At 70.6% G+C, this 17,542-nt stretch carries 18 protein-coding genes; 15 read left to right on the top strand and 3 right to left on the bottom strand.

Features of this window, described 5'->3' with window-relative positions:
• Positions 1–703: 703 nt before the first annotated feature.
• Both ACIP6N_RS01890 and ACIP6N_RS01885 read left to right on the top strand, forming a co-directional pair.
• A complete protein-coding gene (locus tag ACIP6N_RS01890; RefSeq protein ID WP_401812038.1) occupies positions 704–1,615 on the top strand; it encodes a S1 family peptidase in 912 nt (303 codons plus the stop codon).
• A 221-nt stretch (positions 1,616–1,836) separates the two neighbouring features.
• A complete protein-coding gene (locus ACIP6N_RS01885; RefSeq protein ID WP_401812036.1) occupies positions 1,837–2,235 on the top strand; it encodes a VOC family protein in 399 nt (132 codons plus the stop codon).
• On the opposite strand, the gene ACIP6N_RS01880 is transcribed toward ACIP6N_RS01885, so the two are convergent.
• Both ACIP6N_RS01880 and ACIP6N_RS01875 read right to left on the bottom strand, forming a co-directional pair.
• Positions 2,175–2,912, bottom strand: coding sequence for a helix-turn-helix domain-containing protein (locus ACIP6N_RS01880; RefSeq protein WP_401812034.1), 738 nt, complete (start codon positions 2,910–2,912; stop codon positions 2,175–2,177). The two genes, ACIP6N_RS01885 and ACIP6N_RS01880, sit on opposite strands and share 61 nt — an antisense overlap.
• Positions 2,913–3,013: 101 nt before the next feature.
• Positions 3,014–4,168: a YihY/virulence factor BrkB family protein gene (locus ACIP6N_RS01875; RefSeq protein WP_401812033.1), complete on the bottom strand. Its 1,155-nt coding sequence runs from the start codon at positions 4,166–4,168 to the stop codon at positions 3,014–3,016.
• 17 nt (positions 4,169–4,185) lie between these two features.
• Here ACIP6N_RS01875 and ACIP6N_RS01870 point away from each other — a divergent pair, with 17 nt between their 5' ends.
• The 13 genes from ACIP6N_RS01870 to ACIP6N_RS01810 all read left to right on the top strand — a co-directional run bounded on the left by ACIP6N_RS01870 (position 4,186) and on the right by ACIP6N_RS01810 (position 16,403).
• Entirely contained in the window at positions 4,186–5,850 is a 1,665-nt protein-coding gene (locus ACIP6N_RS01870) for an acyl-CoA dehydrogenase family protein (protein ID WP_401812031.1), read from the top strand.
• A 67-nt stretch (positions 5,851–5,917) separates the two neighbouring features.
• Positions 5,918–6,505 carry a GNAT family N-acetyltransferase gene (locus ACIP6N_RS01865; RefSeq protein WP_401812030.1) on the top strand — a complete coding sequence of 196 codons (588 nt, stop codon included), beginning with the start codon at positions 5,918–5,920 and terminating at the stop codon, positions 6,503–6,505.
• A gap of 46 nt (positions 6,506–6,551) precedes the next feature.
• Positions 6,552–6,644 (top strand): putative leader peptide, encoded by a 93-nt coding sequence (locus ACIP6N_RS01860; RefSeq protein WP_401812029.1) that lies wholly within the window; start codon positions 6,552–6,554, stop codon positions 6,642–6,644.
• 105 nt (positions 6,645–6,749) lie between these two features.
• Positions 6,750–8,447, top strand: a complete 1,698-nt coding sequence (locus tag ACIP6N_RS01855) for a nitrite/sulfite reductase (RefSeq protein WP_401812027.1) — start codon at positions 6,750–6,752, stop codon at positions 8,445–8,447.
• On the top strand, positions 8,444–8,620 hold the full coding sequence (locus ACIP6N_RS01850; protein WP_401812026.1) for a hypothetical protein: 177 nt from the start codon (positions 8,444–8,446) through the stop codon (positions 8,618–8,620). The genes ACIP6N_RS01855 and ACIP6N_RS01850 overlap by 4 nt, the downstream gene beginning before the upstream one ends.
• Positions 8,617–9,318 carry a phosphoadenylyl-sulfate reductase gene (locus ACIP6N_RS01845; protein ID WP_401812025.1) on the top strand — a complete coding sequence of 234 codons (702 nt, stop codon included), beginning with the start codon at positions 8,617–8,619 and terminating at the stop codon, positions 9,316–9,318. The genes ACIP6N_RS01850 and ACIP6N_RS01845 overlap by 4 nt, the downstream gene beginning before the upstream one ends.
• 62 nt (positions 9,319–9,380) lie before the next feature.
• Positions 9,381–9,926, top strand: coding sequence for an adenylyl-sulfate kinase (cysC, locus tag ACIP6N_RS01840; protein ID WP_401812610.1), 546 nt, complete (start codon positions 9,381–9,383; stop codon positions 9,924–9,926).
• Positions 9,923–10,861 (top strand): sulfate adenylyltransferase subunit CysD, encoded by a 939-nt coding sequence (cysD, locus tag ACIP6N_RS01835; RefSeq protein ID WP_401812024.1) that lies wholly within the window; start codon positions 9,923–9,925, stop codon positions 10,859–10,861. Before cysC ends, cysD begins: the two co-directional genes overlap by 4 nt.
• Positions 10,862–10,863: 2 nt before the next feature.
• Entirely contained in the window at positions 10,864–12,249 is a 1,386-nt protein-coding gene (locus tag ACIP6N_RS01830) for a sulfate adenylyltransferase subunit 1 (protein WP_401812022.1), read from the top strand.
• Between the two features lie 279 nt (positions 12,250–12,528).
• Positions 12,529–13,650 (top strand): ABC transporter substrate-binding protein, encoded by a 1,122-nt coding sequence (locus ACIP6N_RS01825; RefSeq protein WP_401812021.1) that lies wholly within the window; start codon positions 12,529–12,531, stop codon positions 13,648–13,650.
• Positions 13,651–13,874: 224 nt separating this feature from the next.
• A complete protein-coding gene (locus ACIP6N_RS01820) occupies positions 13,875–14,675 on the top strand; it encodes an ABC transporter ATP-binding protein (RefSeq protein WP_401812020.1) in 801 nt (266 codons plus the stop codon).
• Entirely contained in the window at positions 14,662–15,621 is a 960-nt protein-coding gene (locus tag ACIP6N_RS01815; RefSeq protein WP_401812018.1) for an ABC transporter permease, read from the top strand. Before ACIP6N_RS01820 ends, ACIP6N_RS01815 begins: the two co-directional genes overlap by 14 nt.
• A gap of 5 nt (positions 15,622–15,626) precedes the next feature.
• Entirely contained in the window at positions 15,627–16,403 is a 777-nt protein-coding gene (locus ACIP6N_RS01810; RefSeq protein WP_401812017.1) for a sirohydrochlorin chelatase, read from the top strand.
• A gap of 15 nt (positions 16,404–16,418) precedes the next feature.
• Here the strand turns inward: ACIP6N_RS01810 and ACIP6N_RS01805 are convergent, their stop codons facing one another.
• Entirely contained in the window at positions 16,419–17,432 is a 1,014-nt protein-coding gene (locus ACIP6N_RS01805; RefSeq protein WP_401812015.1) for a ketopantoate reductase family protein, read from the bottom strand.
• Between the last annotated feature and the right edge of the window lie 110 nt (positions 17,433–17,542).

Here is a 17,542-nt window from a genome sequence, read left to right as displayed (position 1 = left end):
CATATCCAGATCTGGTTAAGCATTAAACCAGATTGATTCAACGCTAAACCACGCCCGTAAGGGCCCGGGGCGGGGGACGCGACCCGAGGGACGGCACATGCGGCAGAGGCCCACAAGTGCGCCCGTCCAGTCACATCTGGCAGTCATTCAGCCAAGGACGGACGCGACCGGAGCCCCACCGTTCCTATCCGGCCAAGGTCAACACGGAGGCAATTGGGCAGTACCGCACAGAACGGACAGGTGACGTTCCGGCGGATACGACATCAAGACGACGGACACGCGGCGCGCCCCCGCCCGGCACCGCAAGGCCGGCGCCCCCGGTGGACCGTATCCGTTCGCTACGCCAGGAACGTCTGGCCGAATGGCACCCGTGCCCTCATCCCCGCCCCCGGCTGGGGCGATGACACGCCGTCAGAGGCGGCCTCCTCGACTCCGTACGGTTTGCAGTCATTCATGCCCCGGCCACGCGTCCGCCTCCTTGAGGCACCCGCCGTGGGAAGCTCACCGCTCCGGCCGCCGCCGCGACAGCCGAACCGCGCCCGGGGTCCAGAAGTCGGCCTTGTCTCACGAGCGACCGGAGTCAACGATGCAGACCGTGCGGTTGACAGGTCCACAACCAAAACCGGATGGCGGTGGACAACCGCGCACCAGCGTTCCGCTCACCCCGGCGGACCGCGCTCTCCCCCCACTACTGGAGGATGTTGTGACCTTCAAGCGCCTTTCCCCCCTCAGCTCGGCGCCCAGACGCGCGCGACTGCTCGCCGTCGCGTCAGGTCTGATGACCGTAGCCGCGCTTGCCGTGCCCGCCACCGTCGCCCAGGCCGCCCCCACCCCCGTCGCCGACGCGGCGCAGCTCGCCGCCACCAGCTCCGCCGTCAACGCGAGCGCCCCGGTCGGCGCCGCCTGGTACACGGACGCGAAGACCGGCAAGGTCGTCGTCACGGTCGACAGCACCGTCTCCGACGCCGCCGTCACCCAGCTCAAGAACTCCGTCCCCGACGACTCGGCGCTCACCGTCAAGCACACCCCTGGCACGTTCAGGAAGCTCGTCGCGGGCGGGGACGCGATCTACGTCAGCGGCGCCCGCTGCTCCCTCGGCTTCAACGTCCGCAGCGGCAACACGTACTACGCGCTGACCGCCGGGCACTGCACCAACATCGGCAGCACCTGGTACACCAACTCCGCCAACACCTCGGTGCTCGGCTCCACGGCCGGATCCAGCTTCCCGGGCAACGACTACGGCATCATCCAGCTCAGCGCCTCCGCCGCGAACGACGGCCGGGTCAACCTCTACAACGGCTCCTACCAGGACATCACGTCCGCCGGCAACGCCTCCGTCGGCCAGGGCGTGACCCGCAGCGGCTCCACCTCGGGTGTCCACACCGGGACGGTCCAGGCGGTCAACACGAGCGTCAGGTATGCCGAGGGAACCGTCAGCGGTCTCATCCAGACCAACGTCTGCGCCGAGCCCGGTGACAGCGGCGGCCCGCTCTTCGCCGGCAGCACCGCGCTCGGCCTGACCTCCGGCGGCAGCGGCGACTGCTCCTCGGGCGGCACGACGTTCTTCCAGCCCGTCACGGAACCGCTGAGCGTCTACGGCGTCAGCGTCTTCTGAGTCCTCTGGTTTCCGAGGTCCGAGGTCCACTCCGCTTCTGAGGCCTCTGGCTGCCAGGGCTCTCGGCGGCGGGCTCGGACCTCCCGGCAGTACCGGCGGGCCGCGCTTGTCCAGCGCGGCCCGCCGCGCCGTCGTCACCGCTGCGCACCCGCATCACCTACCGGCCCCGACGTGTCCGATTCCTTCAAGACGCGCCGCGCACGCGCTCCTACGGTGCGTCCATGACTCCTCGACTCGATGCCATCGGCCTGGTCGTCGCCGACATGGCGGCCTCACTCGCCTTCTACCGCGCGCTCGGCCTCGACCTGCCCGCCGACGCGGACTCCGCGCCCCATGTGGAGGCGGCCCTGCCCGGCGGACCGCGCGTTCTCTGGGACACGGAGGACGCCGTACGCTCCTACGACCCCGGCTGGACCAGGCCCCAGGACGGAGCCGGTGAGCGGATCGGGCTCGCGTTCCGCTGCGACACGCCCGCCGAGGTGGACGCCACGTATGACGCGCTCACCGGAGCCGGACACCGGGGCCACCTCAAGCCGTGGGACGCGGTGTGGGGCCAGCGCTACGCGGTGGTCCTCGACCCGGACGGCTGCGCGGTCTCGCTGTTCGCGAACGCCGCGTAGGCGGTGAGGGTGAGACCGGTCAGGTCGCGCGTCTCCCTGGCGAGATGCGCCTGATCGGCGCAGCCGACCGCGAGAGCCGCCGCCGCGTACGGCGTTCCTGACCGTACGAGCGCCAGGGCGCGCTGGAGCCGCAGCACCCGCGCGAGGGTCTTGGGGCCGTAGCCGAACGCCTCCAGCGAGCGGCGGTGCAACTGCCGGGCGCCGAGCCCGACGGCGGCAGCGGTGGCGGCGACCGTAAGGCCCGCGTTCAGCCCGTCCACGACGGCCCGCAGCAGCGGTTGTGGCGGCGGGCGTCCGGCGGCCCCGCGCAGCGCGACGGCTTCCAGCCCGGCCGCCGGGTCCGTCGCGGCGGCCAGCCGGGCGGTGAGCGCCCGTACCTCGGCGCGCGGCCAGAGGTCGGCCAGCTCGACCCGCCGGTCGCGCAGTTCGTGCGCCGGAACGCCGAGCAGCGCGGGCGCGGTCCCGGGCGCGAAGCGCACCCCGGCGCAGTCCAGGCCGGTCAGGCCCTCGGGCACGTATGCGTGGGTGTCGGGCCCCGCGACGAGCAGCCGGCCGCCGATCCACAGCAGGTCCATGCAGCCGTCGGGCAGCACCGGCCGGGCGGCACCGCCGTCGTGCGCCGCGGTCCGCGTCCAGACGACGGCCCGGTCGAACCGCGAAGCCCGTTCCTGGTACATACCGACGAGGCTAAAGCGTTCCCCGGGCCGTGTGCCGCCGGTCGGAGACTCCTCGCCCCGGTCAAGGTCTGCTCCGGCCGGTCGGACACCCGTCCCGCCGGTCAGTTACCGCGGCGCCGCACCTTCTCGGCCAGCGCGCGGATCCTGGACTTCAGATCGTTGGGCGGCAGGAAACTCGACCACCTCTCGGGGTACTCCGAGGGCATGTCGGGCCCGCCGCTCTCCCCCTCGCCCGTTCCCTCCTCTTCCTCCCGCGCCTCCTGCGACGCCGCCGCGCGGGCCATCAGCTCCGCGGCCTGCTTCGAGCGCAGGCGCTCGTTGGCGGCGCGGGCGGCGGCCGTGGCCAGGGACGGCCAGATCCGGTCGATCGCGGCGTTGACGGCGGCGCCGACCAGGACCGCGAACGCGGAGACACCGATCCACAGCAGTACGGCGATGGGCGCCGCGAGCGAACCGTAGATCGTGGGGCCCTCGATCGAGCTGGTGAGGTAGATCCGCAGCAGGAAGCTGCCGAGTACCCACATCGCGAGGGCGACCAGCGCGCCCGGCACGTCCTCGATCCAGGGCGAGCGGGCCGGTACGGACACGTGGTAGAGCGTGGTGAGGAAGGCGATGGAGAGCACGCTCACCACCGGCCAGTACAGGACGGAGACGACTTCCGTGCCCCAGGGGATCAGCTCCACGACCCGGTCCGGGCCGACCACGGCGAGCGGCAGCACGACCGCGCCGATCACCAGCGCGGCGAGGTAGAGCAGGAAGGCGAGCATCCTGGTGGCGACGATGCCGCGCCGCCCGTCGAGGCCGTACATCACCGTGATGGTGTCGACGAAGACGTTGACCGCGCGGGAGCCCGACCAGAGCGCGATCGCGAAACCGAGGGAGATGACGTCGGGCCTGCCGCCCTTGGTCACGTCGTCCAGCAGCGGTTTGGCGATCTCCTTGACCCCGCGGTCCGAGAGGACCGTCCCGGCCGCCGAGAGAATGTTCTTGTCGAACGAGGCGACCGTGGTGGTGTTGGTCCATTCGTCCACGTACCCCAGCAGACCGATCAGGCCGAGCAGCAGGGGCGGCAGGGACAGCAGTGTGAAGAACGCCGCCTCGGCCGCGAGTCCCAGAATGCGGTACTCCATGCACGAGTTGACGGTGTCTTTCAGCAGCAGCCAGGCCATCCTCCGCTTCGACACGTTGCGGTAGAGGACACGGGCGCGGTGGAGTCGACCCGACGGCCGCTCGGGTGTTTCTTTTGCTGCCTGCACATCCGTACCGTAGCGGCATGGCAGCAAGGACTCACACAGTGACCAACCAGGTTCCGCCCCTGGTGGGGTACGACGTGTTCAACGCCGACCGCGCCCTGGTGGAGGGCGTGGAACGGCACAGCGCGCCAGGCCTCCTCGACGTGACCCGTCTGGAGCTGACAGAACTGGGCCGCGCCGCCGGTTCCGCGCAGGCCCAGGAGTGGGGCGCACAGGCGAACGAGAACCCACCGCAGCTGCGTACACATGACCGATACGGGAACCGCGTCGACGAGGTCCACTTCCATCCCGCCTGGCACCGGCTGCTGGGACACGCCGTCTCCGCCGGACTGACCGACGCCTGGGGCAGGCCCGGCGGGCATCTGCGCCGTGCGGCCGGATTCATGGTGTGGACGCAGGCGGAGGCCGGGCATGGCTGCCCCGTGTCCATGACGCACGCGGCGGTGCCCGCGCTGCGTACCGACCCCACGCTCGCGGCCGACTGGGAGCCGCGGCTGACCTCCCACGCGTACGAGAAGGCGCTGCTGCCCCCGGCGGCGAAGAGAGGCGCTCTCTTCGGCATGGGTATGACGGAGAAGCAGGGCGGCAGTGACGTACGCGCCAACACGACGAGCGCGCGGCCGCTGGACGCGTCGGGCGAGTATCTGCTCACCGGCCACAAGTGGTTCTGTTCCGCGCCGATGTGCGACGGATTCCTCGTTCTCGCGCAGGCGCCGGGCGGTCTGACGTGCTTCCTCGTCCCGCGTGTCCTGGGCGACGGCAGTCGCAACGTGTTCCGTATCCAGCGGCTGAAGGACAAGCTGGGCAACCGCTCGAACGCGTCGAGCGAGGTCGAGTTCGAGGACACGTGGGCGCGCCGGGTCGGTGAGGAGGGGCGCGGGGTGCGCACCATCATCGAGATGGTGGCGGCGACCCGGCTCGACTGCGTGCTGGGCGCTACAGCGCTGATGCGCCAGTCGGTGGCGCAGGCGGTGCATCACGCCACGTACCGCAGGGCGTTCGGCGGCGAGTTGATCGACAAGCCCCTCATGCGCAACGTACTGGCCGATCTGGCCCTGGAGTCGGAGGCGGCGACGGTCCTCTCGCTGCGGCTCGCGGCGGCGTACGACTCCGTGCAGAACGGCGGTACGGAGCTGACCCGGGAGCAGGAACAGGAGCGGGCCTTCCTGCGGCTCGCGGTGCCTGTGGCCAAGTACTGGGTGACCAAGCGGTGTACGCCGGTGGCCGCCGAAGCCCTCGAATGCCTGGGCGGCAACGGCTACGTGGAGGAGTCCGGCATGCCGCGGCTGCTGCGCGAGTCGCCGCTGAACTCGATCTGGGAGGGCTCGGGCAATGTGCAGGCGCTGGACGTGCTGCGGGCGCTCCAGCGCGAGCCCGCGGCGCTGAACGCCTTCCTGCAGGAGGTCGGCAGGGCCCGGGGCGCCGATCACCGGCTCGACCGGGCGATCAAGGACCTGCTGACCGAGCTGGCCGATCTGGAGGGCATCGAGGCACGGGCGCGGCGCCTGGTGGAGCGGATGGCGCTGGTGCTCCAGGGTTCGCTGCTGGTGCGCTGGTCGACGCCCGAGGTGGCCGACGCGTTCTGCGCGTCCCGGCTGGGGCGTGACTGGGGGACCGCGTTCGGCACGCTGCCGCACAGCCTCGACCTGGCGTCGGTGGTGGAGCGGGCGCGGCCGGTGGGCTGAGGACCGCGCGCCCGATGAGCCGAGGGTGCACGCCGGCGGGGCACCCGGGCATGTTTTTCTGGGACGTATGAGCATCACTGTGACGACCTGGTATCTGGAGCAGACCTCACCGGCCGACCTGCGTCCCGCCGCCGGGCCCCCGGACGGGCTGCGGATCGTGCGGTCCGAGGTCCCTTCGCCGGAGTTCAGCCGCTTCCTCTATACGGCGGTCGGCCAGGACGTCCGGTGGACGGACCGTCTCGCGCTGAGCCACGAGCAGTGGCGGGCCATCGTCTCCGCGCCCGGCGCGGAGACCTGGGTGGCGTACGAGAAGGGCACTCCGGCCGGCTTCATCGAGCTGGCGGCGCAGGACGGGGGCACGGTCGAGATCGCGTATTTCGGACTGCTCCCGGCCTTCCGGGGCCGCGGGATCGGCGGCCGGCTGCTCGCGTACGGGGTGGCGCGGGCCTGGGACCTGGCGGAACGCGTGCCCGGCCGGACGCCGACCAAGCGGGTATGGGTGCACACCTGCTCCAGCGACGGCGCGTACGCCATGGACAACTACCTGAGCCGCGGTTTCCGGCTCTACGACACCGAGGTGGCGGAGGAGCCCGACGTGACGGCGCCCTCCCTCTGGCCGGCAGTCTCGCAGAACAAGACGGTCCAGTCCACATAATGGACAGTGCTGGACGCTCCAGAGATGCCCGTGACACGCTCCCCTCATGTCTCGTGTTGGAGTTGCGTTGGTGAGTCGGCGACACGTCGACTTCGGCCGCGTGTCCAGCGCCATCTGTCGGCCGGCCGAGAGCCTGTAGTCTCGCCCCGATTTTCTCAGGATCCCCACCGCTCACTGTCGCGCGCCGCCGCGCGAGTGTGCGGCTCAGAGCCGCCCTCCTGCAGTCTCGAAGGACGTATCAGCCATGGCCGCCACCCCGGAAAAGCCGTCCACGCCCGCCCCGCGCCGCAAGGTGAGCCGTCACCGCGGCGAGGGTCAGTGGGCCATGGGCCACTTCACTCCGCTCAACGGCAATGAGCAGACCAAGAAGGACGACGACGGCCTCCATGTGAGGGCCCGCATCGAAACGATCTACTCCAAGGCGGGCTTCGACTCGATCGACCCCAATGACCTGCGCGGACGTATGCGCTGGTGGGGTCTGTACACCCAGCGAAAGCCCGGGATCGACGGCGGCAAGACCGCGATCCTGGAGCCCGAGGAGCTGGACGACAAGTACTTCATGCTGCGGGTCCGCATCGACGGCGGGCGGCTGACCACCGAGCAGCTGCGCGTCATCGGCGGGATCTCGCACGAGTTCGGCCGCGACTCCGCCGACTTCACCGACCGGCAGAACATCCAGCTGCACTGGATCCGCATCGAGGACGTACCGGAGATCTGGCGGCGTCTCGAAGAGGTCGGTCTTTCGACCACCGAGGCCTGCGGTGACACCCCCCGGGTGATTCTCGGCTCGCCGGTCGCCGGGGTCGCCGAGAACGAGATCATCGACGGCACTCCGGCCATCGACGCGATCAACGACCGCTACATCGGCACCGAGGAGTTCTCGAACCTGCCGCGCAAGTTCAAGACGGCGATCTCCGGATCCCCGCTGCTCGACGTGGCGCACGAGATCAACGACATCGCCTTCGTCGGCGTCGTCCACCCGGAGCACGGCCCCGGCTTCGACCTGTGGGTCGGCGGCGGCCTTTCGACCAACCCCAAGATCGGGCAGCGGCTCGGCGCCTGGGTCCCGCTGGACGAGGTGCCCGACGTCTGGGCCGGAGTCATCGGGATCTTCCGCGACTACGGCTACCGGCGGCTGCGCACCCGCGCCCGGCTGAAGTTCCTCGTCGCAGACTGGGGCGTGGAGAAGTTCCGCCGGATCCTCCAGGACGAGTACCTGAAGCGCGAGCTGATCGACGGACCCGCGCCCGAACAGCCCGTACAGCAGTGGCGTGACCACGTCGGTGTGCACCGGCAGAAGGACGGCCTCTTCTACGTCGGGTTCGCACCGCGCGTCGGCCGGGTCGACGGCCCGACCCTGACGAAGATCGCCGATCTGGCGGCCGAGCACGGCTCGCGGCGGCTGCGCACCACCGTCGAGCAGAAGATGATCGTGCTCGATGTCGCCGAGGACCGGGTCGACTCCCTGGTCGCCGGGCTCGAAGCGCTCGACCTGCGCGTCAAGCCGTCACCGTTCCGGCGCGGCACGATGGCCTGCACCGGCATCGAGTACTGCAAGCTGGCGATCGTCGAGACGAAGCAGCGCGGCGCCACGCTGATCGACGAACTGGAGCGCCGCATCCCGGACTTCGACCAGCCGATCACCATCAACATCAACGGCTGCCCGAACGCCTGCGCCCGTATCCAGGTGGCGGACATCGGTCTCAAGGGGCAGCTGGTCCTGGACAAGGACGGCAATCAGGTCGAGGGCTTCCAGGTGCATCTGGGCGGTGCTCTGGGCCTGGAGGCCGGGTTCGGCCGCAAGGTCCGCGGCCTGAAGGTCACCTCGGAGGAACTGCCCGACTACGTCGAGCGGGTGCTCGGCCACTTCCAGAAGGAGCGCGAGGAAGGCGAGCGGTTCGCCACCTGGGCGGCCCGCGCGTCGGAGGAGTCACTCACGTGAGCGAGCGTGCCGCACCGTTCTACTGCCCGTACTGCGGCGACGAGGATCTGCGTCCGAGTGAGCAGGGGCACGGGGCCTGGGAATGCGCGGCGTGCAATCGGGCCTTCCAGCTGAAGTTCCTCGGGCTGCTGTCCCGGGGGCTCCAGCAGGATGACGGAGGGGAAGAGCAATGACCTCACTGGCGGAGACCGACGATCCCAAGGCGTTCGCCGAACGCGCGGGGCGGGAGCTCGAAGAGGCGTCCGCCCTCACCATCCTCACCTGGGCGGCCGACACCTTCGGCCGGCGCTTCTGTGTCACGTCCTCGATGGAGGACGCGGTGGTCGCCCATCTCGCCTCCCGTGCCATGCCCGGTGTCGACGTGGTCTTCCTCGACACCGGCTACCACTTTCCCGAGACCATCGGCACCCGCGACGCCGTGGACGCCGTGATGGACGTCAACGTGCTCACGCTCAGCCCGCGCCAGAGCGTGGCCGAGCAGGACGCCGAGTACGGGCCGAGGCTCCATGACCGCGACCCGGACCTGTGCTGTGCGCTGCGCAAGATCAAGCCGCTCGAAGAGGGCCTGAGCGGATACGACGCCTGGGCCACCGGCCTGCGCCGCGACGAGTCCCCTTCCCGCGCCAACACCCCTGTCGTGGGCTGGGACATGAAGCGCGGCAAGATCAAGGTCTCGCCCATCGCCCGCTGGACGCAGGACGACGTGGACGCCTACGTGTCCGAGCACGGCGTCCTCACCAACCCCCTGCTCACGGATGGTTACGCCTCCGTCGGCTGCGCCCCCTGCACCCGCAGGGTTCTGGACGGCGAGGACGCGCGCGCCGGCCGCTGGGCCGGGCGTGACAAGACCGAGTGCGGACTGCACGGATGACCGGCCCCGACGACGGCGCGGGCCCGGACCGCGAGGGTGAACCGGACGATCTGGAGGAGCAGTTGAGCCTGACGGACCAGGGCGCCACCATCTGGCTGACCGGTCTGCCGAGCGCGGGCAAGACCACCATCGCCAACGAACTGGCGGACCGGCTGCGCGGCGAGGGCCACCGGGTGGAGGTTCTCGACGGTGACGAGATCCGCGAGTTCCTTTCCGCGGGCCTCGGCTTCAGCCGCCCGGACCGGCACACCAACGTCCAGCGCATCGGGTTCGTCGCCGAACTCCTCGCGTCCCAGGGCGTCAAGACGCTGGTACCGGTGATCGCCCCGTACGCGGACAGCCGCGAAGCCGTACGCAAGCGCCACGAGGCAGCGTCCACCACCTACCTGGAGGTGCACGTGGCCACACCGGTCGAGGTGTGCTCAGTACGTGATGTGAAGGGCCTCTACGCGAAGCAGGCGGCCGGCGAGATCACCGGGCTCACCGGTGTGGACGACCCCTACGAGGCCCCGGAAAAACCGGACTTGCGCATCGAGTCGCACACCCAGACCGTGCGGCAGTCCGCCGCCGCGCTGCACACACTGCTCACCGAGAGGGGTCTCGCGTGACGACGACCGCCGCAGCGACGCACGAGGGCACCGAAGCCCCGTACACGCTCAGCCATCTGGACTCGCTGGAGTCCGAGGCGGTGCACATCTTCCGTGAGGTGGCAGGTGAGTTCGAGCGGCCGGTGATCCTCTTCTCCGGCGGCAAGGACTCGATCGTCATGCTGCACCTGGCGCTCAAGGCGTTCGCGCCCGCGCCGGTGCCCTTCACCCTGCTGCACGTGGACACCGGGCACAACTTCCCCGAAGTGCTCGAATACCGCGACCGTACGGTGGCCGAGCACGGGCTGCGGCTGCATGTGGCGTCCGTTCAGGAGTACATCGACTCGGGGCAGTTGCGCGAGCGCCCGGACGGGACCCGCAACCCGCTCCAGACCGTGCCGCTGACGGAGAAGATCCAGGCCGAGCGGTTCGACGCGGTGTTCGGCGGCGGACGCCGCGACGAGGAGAAGGCCCGCGCGAAGGAGCGGGTGTTCTCGCTGCGCGACGAGTTCTCCCAGTGGGACCCGCGCCGCCAGCGCCCCGAGCTGTGGCAGCTCTACAACGGCCGGCACGCCCCCGGCGAGCACGTCCGGGTCTTCCCGCTCTCCAACTGGACCGAGCTGGACGTCTGGCAGTACATCGCCCGCGAGTCCATCGAGCTGCCGCAGATCTACTTCGCGCACCGGCGCCAGGTGTTCAAGCGCGGCGGAATGTGGCTGACGGCGGGCGAGTGGGGCGGCCCCGCCGAAAGCGAGACCGTCGAGACGCGCCTGGTGCGCTATCGCACCGTGGGTGACATGTCCTGTACGGGCGCCGTCGATTCCGACGCCACGTCACTCGACGCGGTCATCGCGGAGATCGCCGCTTCCCGGCTCACCGAGCGCGGCGCGACCCGCGCCGACGACAAGATGTCCGAGGCGGCGATGGAAGACCGCAAGCGCGAAGGGTACTTCTAGCCATGCCGAGCATCACCGAGCAGATCTCCGGGTTCGCCGGGCGGTTGTCGGAAACGACCCTGCTGCGCTTCGCCACCGCGGGCTCCGTCGACGACGGCAAGTCCACCCTGGTGGGCCGGCTGCTGCACGACTCGAAGTCGGTGCTCACCGACCAGTTGGAAGCCGTCGAGCACGTCTCGCGCAACCGCGGCCAGGACGCCCCCGACCTGGCGCTGCTCACCGACGGCCTGCGGGCCGAGCGCGAGCAGGGCATCACCATCGACGTCGCGTACCGCTACTTCGCCACGCCCCGCAGGCGGTTCATCCTCGCGGACACCCCGGGGCATGTGCAGTACACCCGGAACATGGTGACCGGCGCCTCGACCGCCGAACTGGCCGTGGTCCTCGTCGACGCGCGCAACGGTGTGGTCGAGCAGACCCGCAGGCATGCCGCGCTCGCCGCCCTGCTGCGCGTCCCGCACGTGGTGCTCGCCGTCAACAAGATGGACCTGGTCGACTACGCGGAGCCCGTATTCGCCGCGATCGTCGAGGAGTTCACCGGCTACGCGTCCTCCCTCGGCGTGCCGGAGATCACCGCGATCCCGATCTCGGCGCTGGCCGGTGACAACGTCGTCGAGCCGTCCGCGCACATGGACTGGTACGGCGGCCCGACCGTGCTCGAACACCTGGAGACCGTGCCCGCCAGTCACGACCTGGCGCACTGCCCGGCACGTTTCCCCGTCCAGTACGTGATCAGGCCGCAGACCGCCGACAACCCGGACTACCGTGGTTACGCGGGCCAGATCGCCTCCGGCGTGCTGCGCGTCGGCGAGGCCGTGACCGTGCTGCCCTCCGGCCGCACGAGCACGATCGAGGCCATCGACTCCCTCGGTGTCGGGCTCGGCGCCGACACCTCCGTGGACAGTGCCTGGGCGCCGCAGTCGGTGACCATCAGGCTCTCCGACGACATCGACATCTCACGCGGCGACCTCATCGCCCCGAGCGCGGACCTGCCGCCCTCGACGCAGGACATCGAGGCGACGGTGTGTCATGTCGCCGACCGGCCGCTGACCGTCGGCCACCGGGTGCTGCTCAAACACACCACGCGCACGGTCAAGGCAATCGTCAAGGACATCCCGTCCCGGCTGACCCTGGCCGACCTCTCCCAGCACCCGGCGCCCGGGCAGCTGGTCGCCAACGACATCGGCCGGGTCACCGTCCGGACCGCGGAGCCGCTACCGCTCGACGCGTACGCCGACTCCCGCCGCACCGGATCCTTCCTGCTCATCGACCCGGCGGACGGTACGACGCTGTCGGCGGGCATGGCGGGAGCGGCCTTCGTCGCGGAGACCGCCGAGGTGGCCGAGGCGGCCGGGTCCGGCGCGGACGACGAGGGCTGGGACTTCTGATGAGCACCGACATGTACGCGACGTTCGCGAAGGAGGGCGGCCGCGTCGGCAGCGGCGCCCTCGGCGCGGGAACGGGCGGCGTGGCGCGATGTGCGGGATGACGTACGCGCACCGCTCGCGCGCCCTCACCCCCCACGAGACGCACCGCCCGCCGTATCGCACGTATCGCAAGCCGCACCGCTCGACGTATCCGTACCGCCGCAGCCCTGCCGACTTCCCGGCCGCGCCTCCGTACCGCGGACAGGCGTAGGAACCGGGCCAACGAGGGGAAAACCTCCCGTGCCTGCCAGCCGTACCCCCGCCGGCCGCCGCCTCGCCGCGGCCGCCGCCCTGCCTCTTCTCGCCGTCGTCCTCAGCGCCTGCGGCTACGGTTCCGACGCGGACTCCGACAAGGACGACACCGCGAAGCCGGCCGTCTCCCCCGGCGCGAAGAAGCTCTCCGCCGACTCCGTGAAGATCGGCTACTTCCCGAACCTCACCCACGCCACCGCCCTCGTGGGCATTCAGGAAGGCTTCATCCAGAAGGAGTTGGGCGGCACGAAGGTGTCACCCGCCACCTTCAACGCGGGTCCGTCCGAGATCGAGGCGCTCAACGCGGGCAGCGTCGACATCGGCTTCATCGGCCCCTCCCCCGCCGTCAACGGCTACGCCGCCACACAGGGCAAGAGCCTGCGCATCATCGGCGGTTCCGCCTCCGGCGGTGTGGAGCTGGTCGTCAACCCGAAGAAAATCACGTCGGTCGCCGACCTCAAGGGCAAGAAGATAGCCACCCCGCAGCTCGGCAACACCCAGGACGTCGCGTTCCTCAACTGGATCGCCGAGCAGGGCTGGAAGGTCGACGCGCAGTCCGGCAAGGGCGATGTCTCGGTCGTCCGCACCGACAACAAGATCACCCCGGACGCCTACAAGTCCGGTGCCATAGACGGCGCCTGGGTACCGGAGCCGACCGCGTCCAAGCTGGTCTCCGAGGGCGCGAAGGTGCTGCTGGACGAGCGGGACCTGTGGCCGGACAAGAAGTTCGTGATCACGAACATCATCGTGTCGCAGAGCTTCCTCAAGGAGCACCCGGACGTCGTCGAGGCCGTCCTGCGCGGGACCGTCGCCACCAACAAATGGATCAACGCCAACGAGGACAAGGCGAAGGCGTCCGCCAACGAGGCGCTGAAGAAGCTCTCCGGCAAGGCGCTGCCGCCCGAGGTCATCGACCCGGCCTGGAAGACGATCCAGATCACCGACGACCCGCTGGCCGCCACACTCCAGACCGAGGCGGACCACGCGGTCAAGGCCGGACTGCTCAAGAAGCCGGAACTGAAAGGCATTTACGACCTGAAGCCCCTGAACAAGGTACTCGGGGCCGACGGCGGCACCGAGGTCGCCGACGCCGGTCTCGGCGTCAAGTAGCCCTCGGGCGTGTTGCGAAAGTCCCGCCTGGCTCGCGACGCCCGGCACGTACTCGCGGCGTTGTCGGAGTCGCCCGAGTACGTCCGGGCCGACGGCGCCGAGCCTCCGCCCTGCGATTGCACGCACCGGACGCCGCAAGCCCCGCCCTCCGGGCGGACGGCGCTGCTTTCGCAACACGCCCTCGTACCGCACGTGATGACCCGCGTCCGCGCCGTTCTCAGGAGGTGACGACCATGGCCGCGACCTTCGCCAGGGCCGCCGACAGCATTCAGGCGGCGGAACACGCCGTCCGTATCGAGCATGTCTCGAAGTCCTTCGACACACCCGGCGGGCAGCAGCTCGTCCTGGACGACATCACGCTCGATGTCGCTCCCGGCGAGTTCGTCACCCTGCTGGGAGCGTCCGGATGCGGTAAATCCACCCTGCTCAACCTGGTCGCGGGCCTCGACCGGCCGACCGGCGGCTCCATTGAGACGCCGGGCGGCCGGCCCGCGCTGATGTTCCAGGAACACGCGCTCTTCCCCTGGCTGACCGCCGGCAAGAACATCGAGCTGGCGCTGCGGCTGCGCGGTGTGCCCAGGGCCGAGCGCCGCGCCGAGGCGGAGCGGCTGCTCGAACTCGTCCGGCTGCAGGGCGCGTACGGAAAGCGGGTGCACGAACTGTCCGGCGGTATGCGGCAGCGGGTCGCGCTGGCCCGCGCGCTCGCGCAGGACAGCAGGCTGCTGCTGATGGACGAGCCGTTCGCCGCGCTCGACGCCATCACCAGGGACGTGCTGCACGACGAACTGACCCGGATCTGGCGCGAGACGCGTCTGTCGGTGGTCTTCGTCACGCACAACGTGCGCGAAGCGGTACAGCTCGCGGAGCGTGTCGTCCTGCTGTCGTCACGTCCCGGCCGGGTGGCCCGCGAGTGGCGCGTGGACATCCCGCAGCCGCGCCGTATCGAGGACCCCGAGGTCGCGGAGCTGTCCGTCGAGATCACCGAAGAACTGCGTGGGGAGATCCGCCGCCATGGCCGGTACTGAGACGACGGCGCCGAAGGACCCGGTACCGACGCCGGAGCCCCGGGACGCGTCCCGGAAGGCGGCGGAGCCCGGCGCACGGGACACGGCGAGCGATCTGGCCGGTCTGGAGGCCGGGCTCGACGCGCTGGACACCGTACGGCGAACAGGTCGCACGCCCTTGCGCCGGACGCTCGTCCGGAAGGTCCTGCCGCCGGCCGTGGCCGTCGTGCTGGTGCTGGTCGTGTGGCAGGTCCTTGTCCTGGCGAACGTCACCGACGACTACAAACTCCCCTCGCCTTCGGCGGTGTGGGGCGAGGTGGCCGACGCGTGGGCGCAGGGCACCCTGCTCGGCTACATCTGGACCAGCGTCTCGCGCGGGCTGCTCGGCTTCCTGCTCGCGCTGGTGATCGGCACTCCGCTGGGCCTGCTGGTCTCCCGGGTGACGTTCGTACGCGCCGCCATCGGCCCGATCCTGTCCGGCCTCCAGTCCCTGCCCTCGGTGGCCTGGGTGCCGCCCGCGGTGATCTGGCTGGGGCTCAACGACTCGATGATGTACGCCGTCATCCTGCTCGGCGCCGTCCCGTCGATCGCCAACGGGCTGGTCTCCGGTGTCGACCAGGTGCCGCCGCTCCATCTGCGCGCGGGACGCACCCTGGGAGCCACCGGGCTGAAGGGCACCTGGTTCATCGTCCTGCCGGCCGCGCTGCCCGGCTATCTGGCGGGGCTGAAGCAGGGCTGGGCGTTCTCGTGGCGGTCCCTGATGGCCGCGGAGATCATCGCCTCGTCGCCCGATCTCGGCGTGGGCCTCGGCCAGCTGCTGGAGAACGGCCGTACCGTCGGAAGTATGCCCATGGTGTTCCTCGCCATTTTCCTGATCCTGATCGTCGGCATCGCCATCGATCTGCTGATCTTCAGTCCGCTGGAGCGGTGGGTTCTGCGCAACCGCGGACTCCTCGTGAAGAGCTGATGTCCATGCACCGCCCCGTTCTGCTCGTCATCGCCCACGGCAGCCGCGATCCCCGGCACGCCGCGACCGTTCGCGCCCTCAGCCGGCGCGTGCGGTCGCTGCGGCGCGGAGTACGGGTCGAGACCGCCTTCCTGGACTTCAACGCCCCTTCGGTGACAGAGCGGTTGGACCGGCTGGCGGAGGAGGGCATCCGGGAGGTGATCGCGCTGCCGCTCCTGCTGACCCGCGCCTTCCACGCCAAGTCGGACATCCCCGCGGTCCTGCGCGAGGCGGCGGCACGCCACCCGCTGCTGCGGATCCGGCGGGCCGGTGTCCTCGGCCCGTCCCCGCTGCTCACGGACGCGCTGGAGCGCCGTCTCCACGAGGCCGGCCTCACGGCGGCGGACAAGGCCTCGACCGGGGTCGTGCTGGCGTCGGCCGGCTCGTCGGACCCCGAGGCGCTCGCGGTGATCGCGGGCGTCGCCCACGCGTGGCAGCGGTCCGGCTGGCACACCGTGCGCCCGGCGTACGCCTCCGCCGCCCTGCCCCGCACCGAGGATGTAGTCCGTGAGCTGCGGGGACTGGGGGTGCGGCGCGTCGCGGTGGCTCCGTACGTCATCGCTCCCGGACGCCTGCCGGACCGTATCGCGGCGGGCGCGCGCTCGGGCGGCGCGGATGTGCTGGCCGAGGTCCTGGGCCCGGCACCGGAAGTCGCGCGCCTGCTCCTGCGGCGCTACGACGAGGCGCGGACGGCGGAGCGCGCGGACGACGTGCGGTACGCCGTCTCCGGTGGTCCGGCCTGACGGCTCAAGAGCCTCTCACGCCTCGTCGTCGATGAGCGCGGTCAGTTCCGCGACGGTCATGGAGCCCACGGCCCGGTGCTCGCGTGCGAAGGCGTTGGCGAGCCGCTGAAGTGTCTCGTTGACGGGCGTGGGAACGCCGTGCAGTCGGCCGAGCAGGGAGATCTCGCCGTTGAGGTGGTCCGTCTCGATCGTTCCGGTGCCCCGGGTGAGGCTCTGCCACGAGGAGCCGCCGCCGCGCTTGGCGCTCCCCGAGGGGCTCAGGCTCACCCGGTCGCCGCGTGCCTCTTCCTGTTCGGGACCGCTCGCGGTCTCGATACCGGCGGCGATGAGCACGGACCTGGCCTCGGTGAAGGCGCGGGCGGCGAGCGCGCGCGCCTCGTCGCCGGTGAGCGGTCCCGTGACCGCCTCGATCGCGTTGGCACAATTGGCCACGAGCTTCGCGTACTTCCAGCGCATCGGGTCGGCGACGACCGGGGCCAGCAGCTTCCCGGTCTCCAGGTCGGCGGAGATCCGGCGGGCCGTCTCGTCGGTGCCCGAGGGGTAGCGGCCGAAGTGCAGCATGCCGGTGTACGGCGCCGCCTCGGCGGAGACCTTCCCGGGTTCGACATAGGTGGAGGGCAGCCAGACACACATGGCGTACACACGCCGGAAGCGGCGCAGGGCGAGCCGTTCGCTCTCGACGCCGTTCTGCGCGCAGACCAGCGGGAGTAGTTCACCGGCCGTGCCGGTACCGCCGTCCCCGGCCCCGACCGGCCGCCCGCTCCAGTCGTCGAGCGCCGCGACGCTGTCCTGCGTCTTCACGGTGAGCAGCAGGACGTCGTCCGCGTGCAGCGTGAGCTTTTCGGGGCTGTCGACCACGGGCACCCGGTGGACACGGGTGCCCTCGGGGGTCGTGAGCTTCAGGCCGTGCTCGCGCAGCGCCTCGTAGTGCGCGCCCCGGGCGACGAGCACCACGTCGTGCCCCGCTTCGGCCAGCCGGCCGCCGATACTGCCGCCGACCGCTCCCGCCCCGATGACGATGTAGCGCATCCTGCTCTCCGTTCGGTGCGGGGCGCGCGCACCTGTGCGGACACGCCCCGGAGGTAGGCGAATCCCCAGCATAGGTGGAGAGAGGGACGGCTCCTCGGCGGGGGATCCCG

Origin of the sequence: Streptomyces sp. NPDC088725 (assembly GCF_044751305.1) — a bacterium.
Taxonomy (GTDB): Bacteria; Actinomycetota; Actinomycetes; order Streptomycetales; family Streptomycetaceae; genus Streptomyces.
The sequence above is the reverse complement of the archived record's forward strand: the minus strand, read 5'-3'. Positions and strand labels throughout refer to the sequence as shown.

Coding starts and splice junctions, on each gene's coding strand:
- ACIP6N_RS01845 (WP_401812025.1), top strand. CDS start 8,617: ATGACCTCACTGGCGGAGACCGACGATCCCAAGGCGTTCGCCGAACGC.
- ACIP6N_RS01855 (WP_401812027.1), top strand. CDS start 6,750: ATGGCCGCCACCCCGGAAAAGCCGTCCACGCCCGCCCCGCGCCGCAAG.
- ACIP6N_RS01880 (WP_401812034.1), bottom strand. CDS start 2,912: ATGTACCAGGAACGGGCTTCGCGGTTCGACCGGGCCGTCGTCTGGACG.
- ACIP6N_RS01805 (WP_401812015.1), bottom strand. CDS start 17,432: ATGCGCTACATCGTCATCGGGGCGGGAGCGGTCGGCGGCAGTATCGGC.
- ACIP6N_RS01865 (WP_401812030.1), top strand. CDS start 5,918: ATGAGCATCACTGTGACGACCTGGTATCTGGAGCAGACCTCACCGGCC.
- ACIP6N_RS01810 (WP_401812017.1), top strand. CDS start 15,627: ATGCACCGCCCCGTTCTGCTCGTCATCGCCCACGGCAGCCGCGATCCC.
- ACIP6N_RS01830 (WP_401812022.1), top strand. CDS start 10,864: ATGCCGAGCATCACCGAGCAGATCTCCGGGTTCGCCGGGCGGTTGTCG.
- ACIP6N_RS01860 (WP_401812029.1), top strand. CDS start 6,552: ATGTCTCGTGTTGGAGTTGCGTTGGTGAGTCGGCGACACGTCGACTTC.
- ACIP6N_RS01870 (WP_401812031.1), top strand. CDS start 4,186: ATGGCAGCAAGGACTCACACAGTGACCAACCAGGTTCCGCCCCTGGTG.
- ACIP6N_RS01885 (WP_401812036.1), top strand. CDS start 1,837: ATGACTCCTCGACTCGATGCCATCGGCCTGGTCGTCGCCGACATGGCG.
- ACIP6N_RS01815 (WP_401812018.1), top strand. CDS start 14,662: ATGGCCGGTACTGAGACGACGGCGCCGAAGGACCCGGTACCGACGCCG.